The following is a 20,434-nucleotide window of genomic DNA, read 5'->3' on the forward strand; positions in this document are numbered from 1 at the left end:
ATACTTATAATGTAATACGCACATCTCCCAACGGTTGATATGGCTCCATACTACAAATGTAATGACACATACATTGTTGTATTTTTAAGTTTCTTCGTACATCAGCTAATGGATTTTTTGCATTATACATGTATAAAGCTTCATCCTCAAAGCAATAATAACGGCCTGCACACATTTCCAACAAAGGGTACATAATGGCACGATCACATGTAGTTGGTAAGAATGCATCCTTGTACATGAAATCTTTTTTATCGATCTTTTTGAATAACCAAGCATAGTAAGTACGCAAATGCGATGAAACCCATTCACTGCGTCGATATTTATTATCTTTTATTACTTCAGGATCATGACGTTTGCAAAAACCGGTATAACCATCAGGCCAAACTTTAAACTGACCAAATGTCATCCAAACATCAGCGTCTGCATATGCATTATTTACACGTGCAAAAACTAAATCATCTGCAAGCCAATCGTCTCCATCTATATTAAGCACAATTACATGGTCGGGCAATTGATGAATAATGTTATACCAATTTGCCATTGCTCCCATACGCACTTCATTATGTATTAATGTAACTTTTTCATTTAATGAGTGATTACTTAAGTAATTACACAACCTTTCATGAGTATCATCAGTTGAACAGTCATTGATAATATACAGATGATAATTTTCATATTTTTGATCTAAAATTGTCTGAACATTTTTAAGACACCATCGACTGTTATTATAGGTAGGAACCACAATAGCCAACTCTTTTTGACCATCTATTTCATGTTGCTTAATAGCATGCCATTGTTCTTGCGACATTGACTGACATACATGCACACTCAGAAATAAACATAATAAAAAAAACATATCTTCCTTTTTTATTGCACATCAGTTGCAAAGTCTGTAATAATTTCTGCTAGTGGTTCATACGGACGCATCTTAAATATACGATCACGAATTTTTCCCTGATCAATTCCATGTACTCGCATGTCAGAAATAGGATTAACCGCATTATAAATGTACAAAATATCATCAAGACATCTGAATCGTCCACCACACATCTCAATCATTGGTACCATCATGACTTTATCACAGGTAACCTGTACAAAATTGCCATTATACATTAGATCTTCTTTTTTTAATTTTTTGAATAACCACGCATAATAGGTACGCAAATGTGAAATAGGCAAACCACATTGGCGAAAGGCATTTTGTTCAATTGTTGATGCACCATAACCACGACAAAATCCAATTTCACCACGAGGAAACTCTTTATATTGCCCATATGTTAACCAAACATTTGGATTTGCGTATACGTCATTAATATATGAAAGAACCTGCTCATGAGGCAACCAATCATCACCATCAATGTTTATAACAATCACATGATCTTCAATCTGATAAATTGTGTTATAAAAATTAGCCATCGCTCCCACACGTTTATTATTCTTAATAAGCGTAACTTTGTGTCGATTGGAATGATCATTAATATACTGATACAACTTATCAAATGTATCATCTGTTGAAACATCATCAATAATATACAGATGATAATTTTCATAATCTTGCGACAAGATAGAATCTATGTTTTTAATGCAAACATTTTTCCTGCTATTGTTATATGTAGGCACCACAACGGCAATCTCTTTTTGACCATTGACAATATGCTCTAAGACTGCTTGCTCTATTTGATCAGACATTGCAAAATTTGCTGCAACATTAAAGACTAAAATAAAAAGTAAACGCTTCACCGATACTCTCATGATTTAAACTGTTTAATTATTAACAAATTGACAGAGTAAACCGTACGAAATCATACAAAATCTGTCAAACAATTTTCTTACATCCAAGAACAATGCCAGTGATGCACTGCAAAACTTTCAGAGCAAAACCATTTTGCAATTAATGCCCTCTCTGTTTCATTTCGTGCATAGCTCGGCCACGGATAAAAATATATAGTTGGAAATGCAACTACTCTGCCGTTATAACCTTTTTGCAACATATCAAAAAAGCAACGTGAAAAATATTTTGGCCCTGTGCTATTAATAATACCGACAACGCTATTACATGTTATTCTTAAATTATCGATACAACGTTTAAGTATAGGATTACCTGCAGTGGCGCCAATTAAACCGTTCAACAATGAAAAGCTTCCACTATATCCAATACCTGTATAAAAATCTAAATGATAATGCAGGGCATCAAAAGCCTTTAAACATTCAAAATCAGTATCAACATATAAACCCCCGAACATATATAATATCTCATAACGTAAAATATCTGATTTTTGACCTAAGTTTTTAGATAGTTGTAACATATTCTGATTATTCAAAGTCACATACTGAATATCAAAAACTATCTGCTTTTCTCCAAGCATCAAGAGCTCTTGCAACTCTTTAACACTTCTTGCTTGCACGCCATATCTATAATTTTCAGGCTTATCGGTCCATAGAATAAATTGCCAATCAGGATGCTTGTCAATCCAACTGTCACGTAACTTTATATTTTCTTTTGGCAAAGGACTTCCAAGCCAAATATGATGACAAATAAGAGGAATGCGCAAGAATTGTTCAGCTTCATTTCTATTTTGATAACGATCAAACAAATTTTTAACAAAAGTCCACTTCCAATGTTTTTTTTCTGTCAATAAAGTATCATTAAAATTCTTATTTGGAAGCATGCCGATTTCAAAAGATCTTTTATTATTAAAAGAAAACACTAAAGAATATAAAACTAAACAATAAACAGCAAAAAATAACCTTATAACCCTATCCATTTTTTTACCCCTAAAATCAATGGCTATTGTAAGGGCAATATTAGCAATTTTGGAATAATAAAGGCTATAATTTTCAGCAAGGAGCTTGTGTTAACTTTTGATAAGAATTCATTTTTTTGATTGCTTTAACATATTTTTTCCTTGTAGCTTGATTGATATTCACTAAATTTAAAGAATTATCATTATTATAAATCATTAAAATATCCTCAATGTATTTGTGATGGATTCCAGCCATCTCAAACATTGGATACATAGTAGCTAAATCTACAGCCATAGGAAAAAAAGCATCTTCAAACATTAAATCTTCTTTTTTTATATGCTTAAATAGACCTGCATAAAAGGTTCTCAAATGCGAAAGACACCAAGTGTACTTCCTTATTGTATTATTTTTAACCACCTCTTCAGGTACAGCAGAACAAAAACATTTAGGATATCCAGGAATCAATCTTTCATACGATCCATAAGTTAACCAAATATTATCATCTTGGTAAGTTTCATTTAAATAATTTAAAACTTCATCATGAGCCAACCAATCATCTCCATCAAGTATCACAATGACTTCATCATCTTCACACGTATGAATCGATTTATATTGATTTGCAAGATGCCCTTCACGCTTTTCATTACATATCAATTCAACCTTATCTTGCATATCAAATGTTTCTATGCATTTTTTCACCAAATCAACGGCTCCATCTGTTGAGCAATCATCAGTATAAATCAAACGCCAATCAGTATGTTTTTGCTTAAATATCGAAATAAGGTTTTTTTCGCACCATTGTGCATTATTATATGATGCCGTTACAAAAACAAACTTTTTGTCTTCTGCAAGCAAAAACATCGAAGAAACTGATAAAAAAACCATTAAAAAAAATTTCATGCTTTTTGTTCCATAATAAAAGATTGAAAAAACTGCTTACTCAATGGAGCGTATGGCTTTGTGCCCCGTATTTTTGAAAGGCATCTTTTTCTCAGCCTATTGATACTTTTCGATTTACTAAAATTCAAATCATTTAAGTTATTATATGTCACAAGAACTTGCGAAATATATTTATATCTTCCGGCGGCCATCTCAAACATAGGATACATAATGGCTAAATCTACAACTATAGGAAAAAAAGTACCGTCTAAACACAAATCATTTAAATCTATCTTTTTATACAACCCTGCATAAAATGTGCGTAAATGAGAAAGCACCCACGTATGCTTGCGGATTGAATTATCCTCAATTACCTTATCAGGAATCTCTGCACAATACTGAGGATAAGGGGGGCTCGCAGCTTCATAAGAACCATAAGTCAACCAAACATCATCATCCTGATATACTTCATTTAAGTAGCTTAAAACCCCGTTATGAGCAAGCCAATCATCACCATCAAGCACAACAACTATTTCATTATTTTGACATGAATGAACCGCTTGGTACTGATTTGCAAGATGCCCAACACGTTCAACATTACAATCAAGCATCACTTTTTTTTGCATGTTATGTTGAATAATAAAATCATTCACAAGATAGCCTGTGCCGTCAGTAGAACAATCATCAATATAGATTAAACGCCAATTGTCGTAATCTTGATTAAAAATTGAAACTAAATGTTTTTGATACCACTGCGCATTATTATATGATGCCGCAACAATAACAAATCTTTTATCCTCTGCAATTAAAATCGAACCCATCAATACAAACAGTATAAATAATTGTCTCATTTTCAGCTCCAGAATAAAAGATTAACAAAGCTAATTGCGCTTGATATCAATCTGAAGTTATCAAAAAGAGCTCACCATTTAAACCGCCTTACACATTTGCCATCTTAATTAATGTGAAAATATAATTCCATATTGCTTCGTATTAACAGTATATATTTCATAAGATCGCCCTAACATATCAACCAAATCCATCATTAATCGGTACTCTTCCGGCCTGTTAACGTCATCAATGATAATTGGAACATCTTTTCTAAACAGATCAAAATAAACATAAAATCCATAACGCCCAATATTCCCCACCGGACCATCAACTAAAATAAGATCATAATCCTTTGGAAGATCTTCAGCTAAAATATTCGGATCATACCAACTATCTTTTATAGGCGCATAAATATAATTGGTATTATATTGATTTAAAAAAAATGGATCATGCTCGACCGAATACACGGTATAATGTTTTGAGAACTCCCCACTTGCCCAACCACTGCCAAATTCAAGAAGAGTGCTTCCTTTGGGCAACAACTCTTTTATATGATCAAACAACTCTTTTGCAATCGACCAACCACCAAAGTCGCGCGTTTTTGCCAATCGCTCATAATAATCATAAAATTTTGCATGATAAGTTTTATTGGAATGATAAGAGGCCCCTAAAGGAATCACAAACAAAGACAAGATAAGAATTTTTTTTATTTTCACAAAAACCCCCTTTTACACTCAAACAGTATTATTTTTTTTAATGAAACAACTTTTGTAATGGCTCATACTTTGCATATCCTCGAATCGTATTTAAAATAATCCGCTGCTGCTCGCGCCGATCATGAAAAAAACTTAAGCTATTGATATCATTATACATATATAAAATATCCGGGATAAACTTTGAGTGCCATCCTGCCATCTCAATCATGGGAATCATAGTTGCAGCATCAACACTCATAGACAAATAATTCCCATTCAACATAAGATGCTCATGCTTAATTTTTTTATACAAGCCTGCATAAAATGTCCGTAAATGCGATGTCACCCATGGCCCATAGTCACGAATACCATTTTGCTCAATGACATAATTCGGAATTTGACGACTACACCCACGAGCACCACGTTTATAATATTGAAATTGCCCATAGGTTATCCAAACATCATCTTGATACACTTTATTCAGATACGAAAACACGCCATCATGCGCCAACCAATCATCACCATCAACTATAACAATAATTGCATCGTCCGGGCATTGTTGAATTGCGTGATACTGATTATAACAATGCCCCATACGCTTCATATTATGTATAATGTTAACTTTATGATACATGTTATTCTGGCTCACAAACTGCTCAACAAACTCGCCTGTTCCATCAACAGAACAATCATCAATATAGATCAAAGACCAATTGTCATATTCTTGATTGAATATAGATAACAGATTTTTTTTATACCAATCAACATTGTTATATGAAGCAGTTACCACAATAAAATGTTTGTCGATAGACGCGCACATAAAAGTGGACACAAAAAATAAAAAAAAGGTAAAAAAAAACCTTTCCATGAAATTTAGTATAACCATTGCATCTTCCCACTCTCATAATTTATTATTACAGTTAGTATTGTACTTTACTTATAAAGTATATTACAAGATTTTTAAAGAATACTTTTTGAGGAAAAAAAGTGAAATTATATAATCAAAAAAGATTAATTTACAGTTTTTTGTGTATCTTTTCTTTATCCGGAGCAGCTCAGAGCTCATCGTCCGATTTAATTATATTCTCTTACAACAGACCGTTACAACTGGAAAGTTTATTACGATCAATAGACCAACATATACAACATCTAGAAAACTTATTTATTCTTTACCGCAGTGAAGGCGACGCATTTGAATCTGCATATGAAGAACTAAAAGAAATGTACCCTAAAGCAAATTTTTACCAACAAAGTAACCGACCAAGAAATGACTTTAAACCTATACTGCTTGATATGTTAAATTATGCCCAAGCCGATTACATAATGTTTGCGGTCGATGATATCATCATCACAGAAAATATCGATGTAAACAAATGCGTAAACGCTTTGGAACAAACAAATGCGTACGGATTTTATTTACGATTAGGCAAAAATATCACCTATTCTTATACATATAATATGCCATTAAAATTACCTCACTTAACACCAATAGCTGAAGATATATACGCATTTACCTTTGCCGGCAATAAAAGTTATTGGGCCTATCCCAACACTGTGGATATGACCATTTATAAAAAATCAGATATTTTGCCATTTTTGACACATGCAAATTACAGCTCACCCAATAAACTAGAATCAGTTTGGCATCAAAAAGCAAATCTACATCAACAAGGTTTATGCTTCAGTCATTCAAAAATGATCAATACACCATTGAATATTGTTCAAGAAGACTGGAATAATAAACATGATGATCTGTATACACCGGAAGAACTTTTAAGCTTTTGGCAACAAGGACTTAGGATTGATATTAACGATGTGTACAACATTGATAACAATACGGCCCACATATCATATCATCCGATATTCATAAAAAAATAAAGGTGTAAAAAATGAAAAACTATATAACAATTGTCACACTGTTTTTTTGCAGTGCCTTATATACACAAGCAGAAAAGCATATCACTGTTATTATTCCATCGTATAATAACGCCAGCTGCTATAATAAAAATTTAGATTCTGTCTTTTCACAAAATTATCATAACTACAATATAATCTACATTGATGATGCTTCGCCTGACGGGACAGGCAATCTGGTTACATCATATATACAACATCATCCCTTGCGTAAAAAAATAAAACTGATTAAAAACCAATATAACCGCAAAGCATTAGCAAATATATATAAGACGGTCCACATGTGCAATGACAATGACCTAATAGTAATTCTTGATGGAGATGATTGGTTTGCACATAATAATGCATTAACCTTCATTAATAATCTTTTTTTTAATAATGACATTTGGCTTGCTTATGGACAATATATCAATGTTCCTGAACAACTAGCTAAACAACAAAATATCCCGGTATTCGGCTATGCAAAGCCTACACCCGAACACCTGATAGAATCTGGAGACTATAGAAATCATCCAGGTTGGTATTGGTCAGGTCTGCGCATGTTTTACGCCGGACTATTCAAGCAAATTCAATTCAAAGATTTTATTTTGCCATACAATCCATTTAAAGGGAAGTTCTTTCCTACAAGCTATGATGGCGCAATTATGTATCCAATGCTTGAAATGTGTAGCACCCACTTTGCACATATTCCTGAAATACTATTGCATCGCAATATAGATACTCCACTCAATGATTTCAAAGTTAATCGAAACTTACAACGTTTATGTGGCAAAGCTTTGCGCACATTCAAACCATACAGTCAATTAAAAGAAATTCCACAGAAAGATAACAATGCAACTGCAGAGCTTATTATTATACCAAATGGAAATAATGACATGCGTACTGTACTAGGAAAAATAAAATCAAATGATTTTGCACAAATGCATATTCTACATACACCAACAAGAAAAAATCTACCCGCTTATTTGGCAATGAAACGCAGTTATCAACTGAAACCAATAACACCACAAAAAAATATCATGCAACATGTACGTGATATATGCTCAAAAAGTACATGTTCACATATTTTAATTGCAGACAATAGTTTAACCAAGTTTTCAGTGCCAACTGCATTAAAACTACTCGAGCAACTTCCTGCTGATATGCTCTTATGTGATAATGAACATATCGACAGATCAGTACCCATTAAAAATTTGCCACTGGAACACCTGGATGACACTATCTATGGTTTTTGCACAGAATATTACCCCATAGAAGAACTGCATCACATAAGTGGTTTATACAGAAAAGATTTCTTGCAAACCTGCTTGGATAAAGCACAGAACATTCATGAACTAAAAACATTAATAAACGATTATCTTAATGCACAAAACAATGTAGTCCTGTGTACATTATAGTTATTGCTCAAATGCTTCAGGAATCAACCAACTGCCGGCCCAATGATGGACGGCAAATGATTCCGGTTGTATCCAACTTGAACGTGTAGTGTTTTTTTGGTGATAGCCACATGGATAAAAAAAGCTTGTAGGAAATGCAATATCAACACTATCATCTATTCCTGCTCGTGCAATAAATGCACGACTAAAATGAATAGGGCCGCTACGAATAACGATTGGACCAAATCCACGATCTCGTTCAATAGTTTGCACTGCATATTTTAAAATTTCATGCCCAGGATGTGCAGCAAACAATGCAGCGCCCAATTGAGCATAATTGGTGTCTAATGGTTGAATGCCAGTATAAAAATCGTATGCATGATGCAATGGATCAAGCGGTTTTAAACATTCAAAATCACAATCGATATACACGCCACCAATGCGATACACAATCTCATACTTTATAATATCCGATTTTTCGCCATAATTACGTGATGCGTCGAAAAACTTACGATTATCAAATTGCAATGGTGCAACATCAACAACAATATAACGCTCATCGGTCAAAAGAAGCAGATTTTGTAACTCTTGCCATGAATGCACAACAATGCCACGTGGATCATTATCTATGCGGTCGGTCCACAGTACAAATCTCCAATCGGGATGCATATCTTCCCATGTTTTACGCAATGCTTTATCTTCTTGAGACAATGGACGCCCGAACCATACATGATGCATAATTTTGGGTATTTTTTCATATTCTTGAAACGTAACTTGATCAAGATTATATGTTGCATATAATCTTCGTGACAGAGGCAACAGTTCTTGTATTATTGGCAGCTCTTGAAATTGATAACTATCAATTTGCATTGAAGCATCAAAATCAATTGCTGCATACGCTTGAATAAAAACAAAAATTGTTATAAAAAATATATTTTTTTTCATGATTCACTCAAAAAATAAAAGCCTCGTTACAGAGGCTTTTAAAATTAATCATTCCAACATTCAGTCTCTTGATCATTATTTAATTTTTTAAATTGATCCAACCTATAGCGTGATGGCATCCAGCTTTTTGCCCAATGATGAATTGCATAAGCACCTTCTTTTATCCATTTTTCATAAGCCATTCCTTTTTCTTGGCATCCTAATGGATAAGCATAACTTGCGGGAAGCGCTATATCAATCCGCCCATCTTTACCGGCCATCTTAAAGAATGATTTGGTAAAATGTACAGGGCCACTTTTTTTTGGTGCTCCTTTATGATGCCAATCATCTTTGATTGTTTCAATACAATGGGCCAAAATAGGATGTTTTGGCGGTGCGCCGTAAAGTGCTGCACCCAACTGTACAAACTGTGAATCCAGTGGTTGAATTGCAGTAACAAAATCATAGCCAAGTAATGAATCCAATGGTTTAAGACATTCAAAATCAACATCTAAATAAAAACCACCGAAATTATAAATTATTTCCCATTTCATTAAATCAGAACGAACTCCCGGACTTTCAGTTGAATCGAAATATGCACGGTTATGCATATGCATATTTTTTACATCTTCATCTGTCCATAGTTTATAAAACCATCCACGACCCATATGATAATGTTTCCATGATTCACACAGTTGCACAAAAGATTCAGGCAACGGACCACCAATCCAAATTTGATGAATAATACGTGGGATTTTTTCCTCTAATGTAATCCCTTTTGCCTGCAAGGCAGAAAGATTATTTTTTTGATACAGATCTTTGAAAAAATCATATAGTTCTTGACCATCAATTTCTTCAATGATTAATCGAGTTGTTGGTATTGCGCGTGGATATTTTTCTTTACGCATTGAAACATCAAAGTCTGCATAAACCCACGGTTCAACTTCATCTGCACCCATCGCCACACATTGCAATAAAACCAACGAACATATAATTATCTTTTTCATCTAGTCTCCTTATATTTTTACCAAATAATTTCCCTGCTGATTAACTTTATAACCTAACTTAAGCAATGGTGCCAGAAAATCCGGAACTTTCTTTCGTTTATGTACATGTGATCGCTTACAACACAAACCCATTTGATTTAGATCAACAAAACTCATATTCAATAAACGATAAAGATCATTAAAGTTTTGACAGCAGGCTCCATCTAATATTTTTTTAATATCAGATTTCCTTACCAGATTCATGGTCCATGCAAATGGTTGACGCCAATCAAGCTCTGCTTGATTAAATTGCCAAGCATAAAAACCATCCGGTGTTTGAGTAAATAGAGGCTTTTTCATTTCACGCTTAAGTAAGTGAGTTCCGGTTACATCATCACCAAGACTAAAATTGAATGATAATGCTTTGGTTGCCTCTAGCGCATTAACTGCATCAACTAACGGGATTGCTTCAGTTAAAACAAATGTATCAGTAGTCAACAAAAGATAACCGGAATTTTGGCACATCCAATCAAGAAACTGACACAACGAACCCTCTTGATTAAATGTTACAAAATCAACGGTAGGAAATGTTGATTGCAACGCAAGCACTGAAGATGCATGAGGTTCTTCAGTGAGAACTACGACATCCTGTATAGGTAATGCTGAATTTTCAATTTCCGTGAGAATAGCATGCAAATCTGTAGGATTAAGTGAAAAAATAACGATATCAATGGGATCCATTGAACGTTTTGATGTTATATAATTGGTTGCAGGCAAATATTTAGGACTACTACGAATAACGCGATCACAATGTAATTGATAAATCACATTTTTTTTATAATCATTAATTGGCGTTTCTTCATTATAAACATACAATACATCCGGAATAAACCGCATGTGAGATCCGGCCAATTCCAACAATGGCATCATCATAGCCATATCACAAGTAATACTAAAATAATTTCCGTCATGCACAAAATCACGCAACTTTATTTGCTTGAATAAACCTGCATAAAAAGTGCGTAAATGCGAAGTCATCCAGTCGTATTCACGAAAGACATTTCGTTGAATAACTGCACGTGGCATTTGACGACAGTAGCCTAATTTTCCATCCGGATGACGTTCAAATTGTCCATAAGTCAACCATACCTCTGAATCCTGATACTCTTGATTCACACGTTTTAAAACATCATTATGCGCAAGCCAATCATCACCATCAAGATGAATAACGATTTCATCATCATCACACATCCAAACCGCTTTATAATGATTGGCCATTGCACCCTGATTGGTCTCATTGCAAATCAATGTAACTTTTTCATGCAAATTATGTTTATCAATATAAGATTTCACCAAGCTACCGGTTCCATCAGGTGAACAATCGTCAATATATATAATACGATAATTGGTATAATTCTGAAAACATGCCGAATTTAAATTGCGCTCATACCATTGCGCATTATTATACGACGGAATCACAATGACCATCGGTTTTTCTTCATACGAAAAGAGACTAAAAGCGTGTATTAATGTGCAAAAAATAAGCGTTTTTTTCATTATCATCCTTTTACCAATTCATAACAACTGCAGCTTGCTTCATCACATAAACTTCATGTTGAATCATTTCTTTGACCAACTGTTCAAAATTAACTTTTGGTTCCCAACCAAGCTTTTCTTTCGCTTTTGTTGCATCACCAATGAGCAGATCGACTTCAGCCGGTCTGAAATACTGCGGATCAACAAAAACATACGGCGTACCGGTACGTTTATCAAGGCCACGTTCGTTCAATCCTTCACCTTCCCATACAATTTCGATACCAACATGTGCAAATGCAATTTCAACAAACTCACGCACTGAATGCATTTGTCCGGTTGCAATCACAAAATCTTCCGGTTCATCTAACTGCAAAATACGCCACATCGCATCGACATATTCACGTGCATGACCCCAATCACGCTTTGCATCAAGATTTCCTAAATAAAGAGCATCTTGAAATCCGAATTTAATACGCGCAACAGCACGAGTAATTTTTCGTGTTACAAATGTTTCACCCCGCACCGGTGATTCATGATTAAACAAGATGCCATTACATGCATATAAACCGTATGCTTCGCGATAGTTTTTTGTTATCCAAAAACCGTACAGTTTTGCAACACCATATGGTGAGCGAGGATAAAATGGTGTTAATTCTGTTTGTGGAATTTCTTGCACTTTCCCATACAGTTCACTGGTTGACGCTTGATAAAAACGAGTTTTATTGGTCAACCCTAAAATGCGAATCGCCTCCAAAATACGTAAGGTGCCTAATGCATCAACTTGTGCTGTATATTCCGGAAGTTCAAACGAAACGGCAACATGACTTTGAGCAGCTAAATTATAAATTTCATCCGGCTCAATCTCTTTTATTAATCGGATAATATTACTTGTATCGGTGATATCGCCATAATGTAATTCAAATCTGTTGTCCGGAGATTGATGTTTATCTCTATAGATGTGATCTAATCGTGGAGTATTGAATGATGAAGCTCGACGTTTGACCCCATGAACTTTATACCCTTTTTGTAATAACAGTTCAACTAAGTATGAACCATCTTGCCCGGTAACTCCGATGATCAATGCAACTTTGGCATGTATGGATATAACACCTAGTAACAACAATAAAACTAATTTAAACATACTTTTTTTCATTCTCATCCTTTTTTTTACCTTTGTCATCCTCGAAGAGGATCCAGGCTAAAATAACTTTCATTCAAAAAACTATTTTAGCTTATTTAAAATAAACTACTCTGCTTCAAATATATGAAATCGCTCACACCATTCAAGGGTTTTTTCAATCCCTGCTTTTAAATCGGTTTTTGCTTGCCATCCGAGTTCGGTCATTTTATCAACATTGAGCAGCTTACGCGGTGTTCCATCAGGCTTTGATCTGTCCCAAACAATTTCACCTTCAAAACCAACAACCTCTTTTATCATGTTGGTCAACTCGGAAATTGAAACATCAACACCGGTACCAATATTGACTATTTCACTGCCATCATATTGATTCATTAAGAAAATACAAGCATCAGCTAAATCTTCAACATACAAAAATTCACGAAATGGGGATCCTGTTCCCCAAGCAACAAATTCTTTTTGGCCACGCAACTTTGCAGTATAAACTTTACGCAATAATGCAGGCAAAACATGTGATGTTTCTAAATTAAAATTATCATTTGGTCCATATAAATTTGTCGGCATACATGCAATAAAATTTGTTTCATATTGACGATTATAAGCTTGGCACATTTTAATACCGGTTATTTTTGCAATTGCATACGGCTCATTTGTCCATTCCAGTTCACTGGTGAGTAAATACTCTTCTTTCATCGGTTGAGGACAATTGCGCGGATAAATACATGAAGAGCCTAAAAAGAGCATTTTTTTTACTTTAAAATGATACGATGCATGAATAATGTTCGATTGAATCATTACATTGTCATAAATAAATTCTGCTGGTTTGTCACGATTTGCCAAAATACCACCAACCTTTGCCGCACACATAAATACATAATCCGGACGCTCATGATGAAAAAATTTGTAAACTTCTTGTTGATTACGCAAATCAAGCTCATGGTGATTACGCGTTATGATATTAGAATAACCTTCATCTTTTAATTGACGTACAATTGCAGAACCAACCAATCCACGATGACCTGCAACATAAATTTTTGCTTTTTTATGCATCTCTGCTTGGCACGAAACTGCAGCAGTCAAACCTGCCATTACCATCGACAATCCTCTCTTCATCATATCTCCAATCTATAAGCTTTTAATAATGGGACATCTTAGCAATTGTTCCAAAAAGAGTAAAGAGCAGAAGGTACAAGTACCTTCTGCTCTTCGTTTTTATTTTTTGTGTCTATTTTGTATTAGTTATAATTTCTCCGACTATATCTAATACTATAATTCCAGCATAAACGGCAAAGATCGCTAATCCGGCTTTATAATAGACATCACGCCATTCATTATCTACCAATTCTTGAGTGCTCGGACTTATAAGATAAACTGCCTCGCCATTTTTAACCATTTCTTCTGTTTTTTCATCTACATAAAAAATATCTGTATCGATTGTATTTGCATGCAGTAATGAGATATTACCAAAAAAAAGTAAAAAACTTAAAAAAATAATTCGCAACATCAATGTCCCTTTTATACTAATGTCTTTAAAACTTTATTCATTGATTTTAGCTCTGAATTCATTTTAATGAACATCAAAACTGATAGCATCGTACCCCATGCGCATATTAAACCGGTCAACATTTGTACCGCTGAAACACGTGACAAAATACGCGTATATGCCAATTGAAGTTCAGATCTTTTATCTTTCTCAAAAATATTTTGAATTAAAGTTATCACTTTATCTTGCTCTGCTTGATCAATATTTTTTGCTTCTGCTGCATCCAATGGCGTTACCATACACATTATTAAACTTAAAAAAACAATGTTTTTTATATTTTTAATCATTATTAATCCAATACAGTTTTAAAATTTATTTATTCAAATTTATAGATTTCACCATAGCTAATACTCTGCTAATAATGCCTGGATTCAGTCTTGAAAAATCTTTTTTCATTTCCTGTACTCGACACAAAATCTGATCATAGCTTATTGTTGGATGAACTTTATCATTATTAAAGTCCCATGAAATTGCACTTTGAAGAGCATCTTCTAAAACTCTAGGCTCAAAATATTCTGTTTGCTTTGCAATATTACGAATCTGTTCATCAGACATACTGTGTTTTATACTAAGATATCGTTTTATAATTTCAACTCTATGATCTTCTGAAGTCTTTTTTAAATCATAAATAGACTGGCCAAAATGGTGTTGATTATGCTCATCAAGATCATCCCAAATATCTAAGTCTATTCCTCCAATCAAAATAAAACGTCCTCGATATTTTCTTAATAACATCCAAAGATCTGCAGGCATAACAACCTTGTCACAGCATTTTGCACCAAAAAGCAACAATTCATCCATAACTAATGCTATTTTTACATCACTATTTTCTAATTTATCACCAATTTCATATATTTTACTTTGTAGGTATCCATTAAAATTATACTTAAAACGGCTATAGTCTGACTCAACATCAACAAATTCGACTTCTCCCTCAATCATAGAGGCCATCGCATAGATCATATCTCTCTTACTAAAGCCATAACCGCGACATCTTAAAATAATCTTATTAGGTACCAATTTAGTTTGATCCCTATTGAATCGATCAATTTTTTTTGCTAAATCCGGATAAAATTTTTTAATATCTTCAACCAATTTTGGATCAAATTTTCGTCTACCCCATAGGCTGGTATTACTTTCACTGTTTTTTATTTCAATGTTGTCTTTGCTTGAAACACCATCAGGCAAATTACTATCGGCCAATAATATTCCTGCACTCATTACCAATGAAAAAACTATCCCTTTTTGCACTGTTTGCTTTGTCATGCCTTAATCCTTGTATGAGACTTGTTAATCTTATCATTGAGTGTAACAAGAAAAATAAAATATAAAAATGGCAAGTTAAGTTTTTACGATGAAATAAAAATCATACAAAGAAAAAGCCTTGTGTATTTGTTACACAAGGCCTTGTAAATAATATCGATTTTAATTAAAAGCTGTTCATTTGAGTATGCAATTTCCTACTCGCTTTACTTTCATGGAAGCAACGATGATAACACACATCATCTTTGTCAAAGATGTATACAAATGCACCATTAAAACCGGTACGAGTTGAAACATATTGATCATCAATAGCATATGTATAATCATAATACTTATGTTCAATTTTACCTGGAATAACAATTGCATATAAATTTGCCGGAACATATAAACCTATATCATCACACAACTGTTTATACTTACCGTCAACTGTATCATCTATGCGCACACCATAAGACAAATAATCATCGAGTTGATTACTAAAGAGATGAAACTTATCAGTTGCATCTTTATGTTTCTCTTTATAATTGTCATGCAAACGAACTGCCTTTGGTGAATTTTCCTTTGACAATGCACGGCGATTATACAAAACAAGTGTCATAGGATAACGACCCAACTGTCTAAATGCCGCATGTGAATCATCAACTTGCAAGACGCACGTTTCACAATCAAATATATGTGATGGATCCACTTGCAACCATTTTACACTTTTTTGCTTTACTTCTTTTTTATCATCAGGTAACGATACTATTTCTTTCTTTACACTTGCCGGTGGCGAACTGCTAAAAGCATTTTTTCTAGCTAATTTTTTTGCTCTTCTTTTAGCTTGTTGCTTTTGTTTTTGCGAAACTTGTTTTTGTTGTTGAACCATCTGACGCTGTAATAGTCGAGCAATTGCTTTATGGTCATTTTGCTTTGCAATATCAATCGGCTTTTTACCATACTTATCAGCTTGATGCAGATCTGCTTTATAATTAATAAGAACTTCTACCGCATCCAAGCAACCATATTGAGCTGCAAGAAATAATGGCGACACTCCGTGACTATCACTTATATTGGCCAACTTCTTATCATATGAACATAGTTTATTAATTAAATAAGGACGATCATATTGCGCAGCTTTATGCAACGCTGTAAAACCTTCATCAACTTCTACTAACTGCGTACGAGCATTTACTTGATATTTTAATAAAAGATCTACTATATGAGGATGCCCCTCTAAAACAGCAAAATATAATGGCGTACTTCCTTGATGCGCAATAGCATCCTTATTTGCACCATTTCTTAACAAATATGTTGCAATATCAAGATGCCCCTGTGAACATGCAATATGCAATGGAACAATGCCACTTGAAGTTTTTGCATGTATATCAGCATCTAATGTTATTAATCTTTTTACTGCAGAAAGTTTGCCGACATGCACCGCTGTATGCAATGACGTAACTCCTGAATCTGAAGCGATATCAACAGGAACGCCTCTTTCTTTTACCAATAATTCGATAATACCTATAAGATCGCGTTGAGCCGCAAAATGTAACGCTGTATGCCCTTTAGCATTTTGCGCTTTCAGATCAATGCCAGTAGATACTAAATATTTCGATAATTGTTCAAAACTCAATACAATAGCTAAATGCAATAAAGTATTGCCACCAGCTGTTTTGAAATGTAGATTTGCGCCTTTACTCAATAAAAAAGTCACCATTTCAAGTTGATCATTAATAACAGCCATGGAAAGTGGTGTGTGCCTATCTATTGATAAAGCTTCCAAATCTATGCCCTGATCTATCAATAATTCTGCAATTTTAATACGACCATGAAGCGCCGCCAAATGAAGTGCAGTACAATGCTTTTTGCTCACTAATGTCTTATCAGCACCAGCATCAAGCAAAAGTTTAGTTATATCAAAATAACCTTCTTGCGCAGCTATCAACAACGGAGTGCAACCATTATGCCGAACATTAATATCAACTCCCGGAAACTTCACAAAAGCTTTTACTGTTTCAACGTCTCCATTATATGCTGCTGCAACTAAAACAATTTGTTTATATGGTAATAAATGCTTAAGTGCCTCATTTTTATACTGAGCATTGTTTGTTGCACAAGCTAATTGATACACGCTGCTCCACTTGGCAGCTTCGTTGAAATCTTGATCACTAGCTTTTAAATAGCCAAAAATGGATATCAAACAGATAAACATAGAAAATAATTTACGTTTCATATTGAACCCCCATTCAATGATATATACCTAAAAAATAGATTTTTTTAGGTGTTTTCCCGATAAAAAACGGCTTTAACCGTACTATAATTATACAACTTTATTTCATTTTGTAAATAAAATATTGGATCTTAGCTATAAAATATTAGTCAAAGGAAGAAAATAGCTTGCATTCACCGATTTTCGGCATAGCGTAATTTTAAATATTTTTGCCAAATATGTGGAAAGACATGAGCAATATATAGATCAAGCTTACGACGTTCATCAGACGAAACTAGCAAAGCATGATGCTTTGTTTTTTCGCCTTTAGTTAAAGAGGTGTCTTCCTGCTTTTCATACATCGATAAACTTGCTAATTTGTGTTCATCATACTGTGCCATAAAATCGTCTAGATATTCTGGACTAACATTTAAAAAATTCAGTAATTTTTTAAACACCTGCTCAGGCTGTGTAATCAAATCTTCATAATAAATGAGATGCCTTTTGTCAGGACACCATTCATCATACAACTTTAAAATATCAAAATAGTTCATGGTTAAGGTATTGTTAAATAGCTCTTTTGCTGTTGGATTATCAAGCGACCTGTTTTTATTTCGCCGTGAAAGCAGATTAAAAATTCTTGGCAACGCCTCTTTTGGATTACGCACAATCACAATTAAAGTTTCTTGTTGCGAATCGAATGTACCCATCATTTTCATTTGATCAATATAATGTACTTTCCAAATAGGCAACTTATTATAATCAGTTTGCATATCAAACCAATAACCGAAAGGACAGTTGATTTTTGTTATTTTTTCGGTACGCATCTCCAACGTCGGACGCTTGGTTAAATATTCAAGACAATAACGCAACCATGTGTTTCCTGAACCGGGAAATGAAAGTAAATAGGTTTTTGGTGCATCAGTATAGAACCGAGAAAGATTCATCTGATCAACATCAACCCATTCGCCAACTTTTGCATAAAAAGAACAAAAAATAAGTAGGGTGAATAACATTTTCTTCATAGCATTTTACTTTCATTTTGTTGTTTTACTTCCTGTGCTCATCTAGCATTAAATGCAACCTTAACACAAAGATATCGTAATATACCTATAGATCTATATTTCCAACTGTGCTATTTTTTGGCCTACAGTCATAACGCCGGACATTTGTTCATTATTTAGCAACTCTTGCTCATCAGCTTTAATCATGATACTAACCAATTCATAAAAGGTGACCTTTGGTTTCCACTGCAAAATCTTTTCTGCTTTTGAAGCATCACCACGCAATTGCTCAACCTCTGTTGGTCTAAAATATTGTGGATCTACTGCGACAATTTTATTTCCTGTATCAGCATCAATTGCATAAGCATCTTTACCGTGGCCAAGCCATTGCAACTTAATATCCACACATGCAAACGCCAAATCAACAAATTCACGGACACTGTGCATCTGCCCGGTCGCAATAACTAAATCATGCGGTCTCTCTTGTTGTAACATAAGCCACATAGCCTCTACATAATCTTTTGCATATCCCCAATCACGCTTTGCATCTAAATTACCCAAATATAATGTTTGTTGCACGCCATGTTTTATGCGCACAGCTGCACGGGTAATTTTACGCGTTACAAAAGTCTCACCACGCATTGGAGATTCATGATTAAATAAAATACCATTACATGCAAACATGCCATAGGCTTCGCGATAATTTTTTGTTATCCAATATGCATACAGTTTTGCTGCAGCATACGGCGAACGTGGTGCAAATGGGGTATGTTCATTCTGTGGACACTCAGTCGCATTACCATATAATTCACTCGTGGAAGCTTGATAAAAACGTACTTTTTCAGTTAAACCTAAAATACGAATAGCTTCTAACATACGCAGTGTGCCAAGTCCATCAGCTTGTGCTGTATACTCCGGTGTTTCAAATGAAACTGCAACATGACTTTGCGCTGCTAAATGATAAATCTCATCAGGTTGAATTTCCTGAATAACACGGATTAAATTGGTAGAATCGGTGACATCGCCATAATGCAACTGAAAGCGTCGCTCAGGCGATTCATGTTGATCTTGAAATAGGTGGTCAACACGTGAAGTATTAAATGAAGAAGAGCGCCGCTTGATGCCATGCACTTCATATCCTTTTTGCAATAACAGCTCTGCTAAATATGAACCATCTTGTCCGGTGACACCGGTAATAAGCGCTCTTTTCATTGTGCTATCCTTACTTTATTACAAATACAGAGTAAATGCATTTAATTTTGAATCTAAAAACTGTTTTTTAAGTTCATTCATCACTCTTTACAATAAAAATCATTTCCATTTTGTCATTCCTGAAGGGAATCCAGTGGTAACCGGTATGATTTTTAAGAAAACCTTGCCAAAATGATTTATAATTTTTTTACAAATTA

20 protein-coding genes are annotated in these 20,434 nt (G+C 34.2%); 2 read left to right on the forward strand and 18 right to left on the reverse strand.

Annotation, left to right across the window (positions count from 1 at the left end):
• Nucleotides 1-4: 4 nt before the first annotated feature.
• From WD055_02620 to WD055_02650, 7 genes are all read right to left on the reverse strand, one after another.
• Nucleotides 5-856 (reverse strand): glycosyltransferase family A protein, encoded by an 852-nt coding sequence (locus tag WD055_02620; protein MEX0849098.1) that lies wholly within the window; start codon nt 854-856, stop codon nt 5-7.
• Nucleotides 857-867: 11 nt separating this feature from the next.
• Nucleotides 868-1,740, reverse strand: a complete 873-nt coding sequence (locus WD055_02625) for a glycosyltransferase family A protein (GenBank protein ID MEX0849099.1) — start codon at nt 1,738-1,740, stop codon at nt 868-870.
• 89 nt (nt 1,741-1,829) lie between these two features.
• Complete coding sequence (locus tag WD055_02630; GenBank protein MEX0849100.1) at nt 1,830-2,765, reverse strand: glycosyltransferase; 936 nt, start codon at nt 2,763-2,765, stop codon at nt 1,830-1,832.
• Between the two features lie 73 nt (nt 2,766-2,838).
• Nucleotides 2,839-3,645, reverse strand: a complete 807-nt coding sequence (locus WD055_02635) for a glycosyltransferase (protein MEX0849101.1) — start codon at nt 3,643-3,645, stop codon at nt 2,839-2,841.
• Nucleotides 3,642-4,475 (reverse strand): glycosyltransferase family 2 protein, encoded by an 834-nt coding sequence (locus WD055_02640; GenBank protein ID MEX0849102.1) that lies wholly within the window; start codon nt 4,473-4,475, stop codon nt 3,642-3,644. The genes WD055_02635 and WD055_02640 overlap by 4 nt, the downstream gene beginning before the upstream one ends.
• 108 nt (nt 4,476-4,583) lie before the next feature.
• Nucleotides 4,584-5,171, reverse strand: a complete 588-nt coding sequence (locus tag WD055_02645) for a hypothetical protein (protein MEX0849103.1) — start codon at nt 5,169-5,171, stop codon at nt 4,584-4,586.
• 37 nt (nt 5,172-5,208) lie between these two features.
• A complete protein-coding gene (locus tag WD055_02650; protein ID MEX0849104.1) occupies nt 5,209-6,018 on the reverse strand; it encodes a glycosyltransferase family 2 protein in 810 nt (269 codons plus the stop codon).
• A gap of 119 nt (nt 6,019-6,137) precedes the next feature.
• Here WD055_02650 and WD055_02655 point away from each other — a divergent pair, with 119 nt between their 5' ends.
• Together WD055_02655 and WD055_02660 are read left to right on the forward strand one after the other, a co-directional pair.
• Nucleotides 6,138-7,028 carry a hypothetical protein gene (locus tag WD055_02655; GenBank protein ID MEX0849105.1) on the forward strand — a complete coding sequence of 297 codons (891 nt, stop codon included), beginning with the start codon at nt 6,138-6,140 and terminating at the stop codon, nt 7,026-7,028.
• An 11-nt stretch (nt 7,029-7,039) separates the two neighbouring features.
• Complete coding sequence (locus tag WD055_02660; GenBank protein ID MEX0849106.1) at nt 7,040-8,461, forward strand: glycosyltransferase family A protein; 1,422 nt, start codon at nt 7,040-7,042, stop codon at nt 8,459-8,461.
• Here the strand turns inward: WD055_02660 and WD055_02665 are convergent, their stop codons facing one another.
• The 11 genes from WD055_02665 to gmd (WD055_02715) form a co-directional block, all read right to left on the reverse strand.
• Complete coding sequence (locus tag WD055_02665) at nt 8,462-9,385, reverse strand: glycosyltransferase (GenBank protein MEX0849107.1); 924 nt, start codon at nt 9,383-9,385, stop codon at nt 8,462-8,464.
• 44 nt (nt 9,386-9,429) lie between these two features.
• Nucleotides 9,430-10,371: a glycosyltransferase gene (locus WD055_02670; protein ID MEX0849108.1), complete on the reverse strand. Its 942-nt coding sequence runs from the start codon at nt 10,369-10,371 to the stop codon at nt 9,430-9,432.
• Between the two features lie 9 nt (nt 10,372-10,380).
• Nucleotides 10,381-11,907, reverse strand: coding sequence for a glycosyltransferase family A protein (locus WD055_02675; protein ID MEX0849109.1), 1,527 nt, complete (start codon nt 11,905-11,907; stop codon nt 10,381-10,383).
• 10 nt (nt 11,908-11,917) lie between these two features.
• Nucleotides 11,918-13,027 (reverse strand): GDP-mannose 4,6-dehydratase, encoded by a 1,110-nt coding sequence (gmd, locus tag WD055_02680; GenBank protein ID MEX0849110.1) that lies wholly within the window; start codon nt 13,025-13,027, stop codon nt 11,918-11,920.
• Nucleotides 13,028-13,132: 105 nt separating this feature from the next.
• Nucleotides 13,133-14,074 carry a GDP-L-fucose synthase gene (locus WD055_02685; protein ID MEX0849111.1) on the reverse strand — a complete coding sequence of 314 codons (942 nt, stop codon included), beginning with the start codon at nt 14,072-14,074 and terminating at the stop codon, nt 13,133-13,135.
• A 175-nt stretch (nt 14,075-14,249) separates the two neighbouring features.
• Entirely contained in the window at nt 14,250-14,528 is a 279-nt protein-coding gene (locus tag WD055_02690; protein ID MEX0849112.1) for a hypothetical protein, read from the reverse strand.
• Between the two features lie 11 nt (nt 14,529-14,539).
• Nucleotides 14,540-14,854: a hypothetical protein gene (locus tag WD055_02695; GenBank protein MEX0849113.1), complete on the reverse strand. Its 315-nt coding sequence runs from the start codon at nt 14,852-14,854 to the stop codon at nt 14,540-14,542.
• Between the two features lie 25 nt (nt 14,855-14,879).
• Nucleotides 14,880-15,833 carry a hypothetical protein gene (locus tag WD055_02700; GenBank protein ID MEX0849114.1) on the reverse strand — a complete coding sequence of 318 codons (954 nt, stop codon included), beginning with the start codon at nt 15,831-15,833 and terminating at the stop codon, nt 14,880-14,882.
• 163 nt (nt 15,834-15,996) lie between these two features.
• Nucleotides 15,997-18,045: an ankyrin repeat domain-containing protein gene (locus WD055_02705; GenBank protein ID MEX0849115.1), complete on the reverse strand. Its 2,049-nt coding sequence runs from the start codon at nt 18,043-18,045 to the stop codon at nt 15,997-15,999.
• 170 nt (nt 18,046-18,215) lie between these two features.
• Entirely contained in the window at nt 18,216-19,046 is an 831-nt protein-coding gene (locus WD055_02710; protein ID MEX0849116.1) for a sulfotransferase domain-containing protein, read from the reverse strand.
• 93 nt (nt 19,047-19,139) lie between these two features.
• Nucleotides 19,140-20,237, reverse strand: a complete 1,098-nt coding sequence (gene gmd, locus WD055_02715; GenBank protein MEX0849117.1) for a GDP-mannose 4,6-dehydratase — start codon at nt 20,235-20,237, stop codon at nt 19,140-19,142.
• Between the last annotated feature and the right edge of the window lie 197 nt (nt 20,238-20,434).

Source organism: Candidatus Dependentiae bacterium (assembly GCA_040878395.1).
In the GTDB taxonomy this organism is placed as follows: domain Bacteria; phylum Babelota; class Babeliae; order Babelales; family Vermiphilaceae; genus JAKBEL01.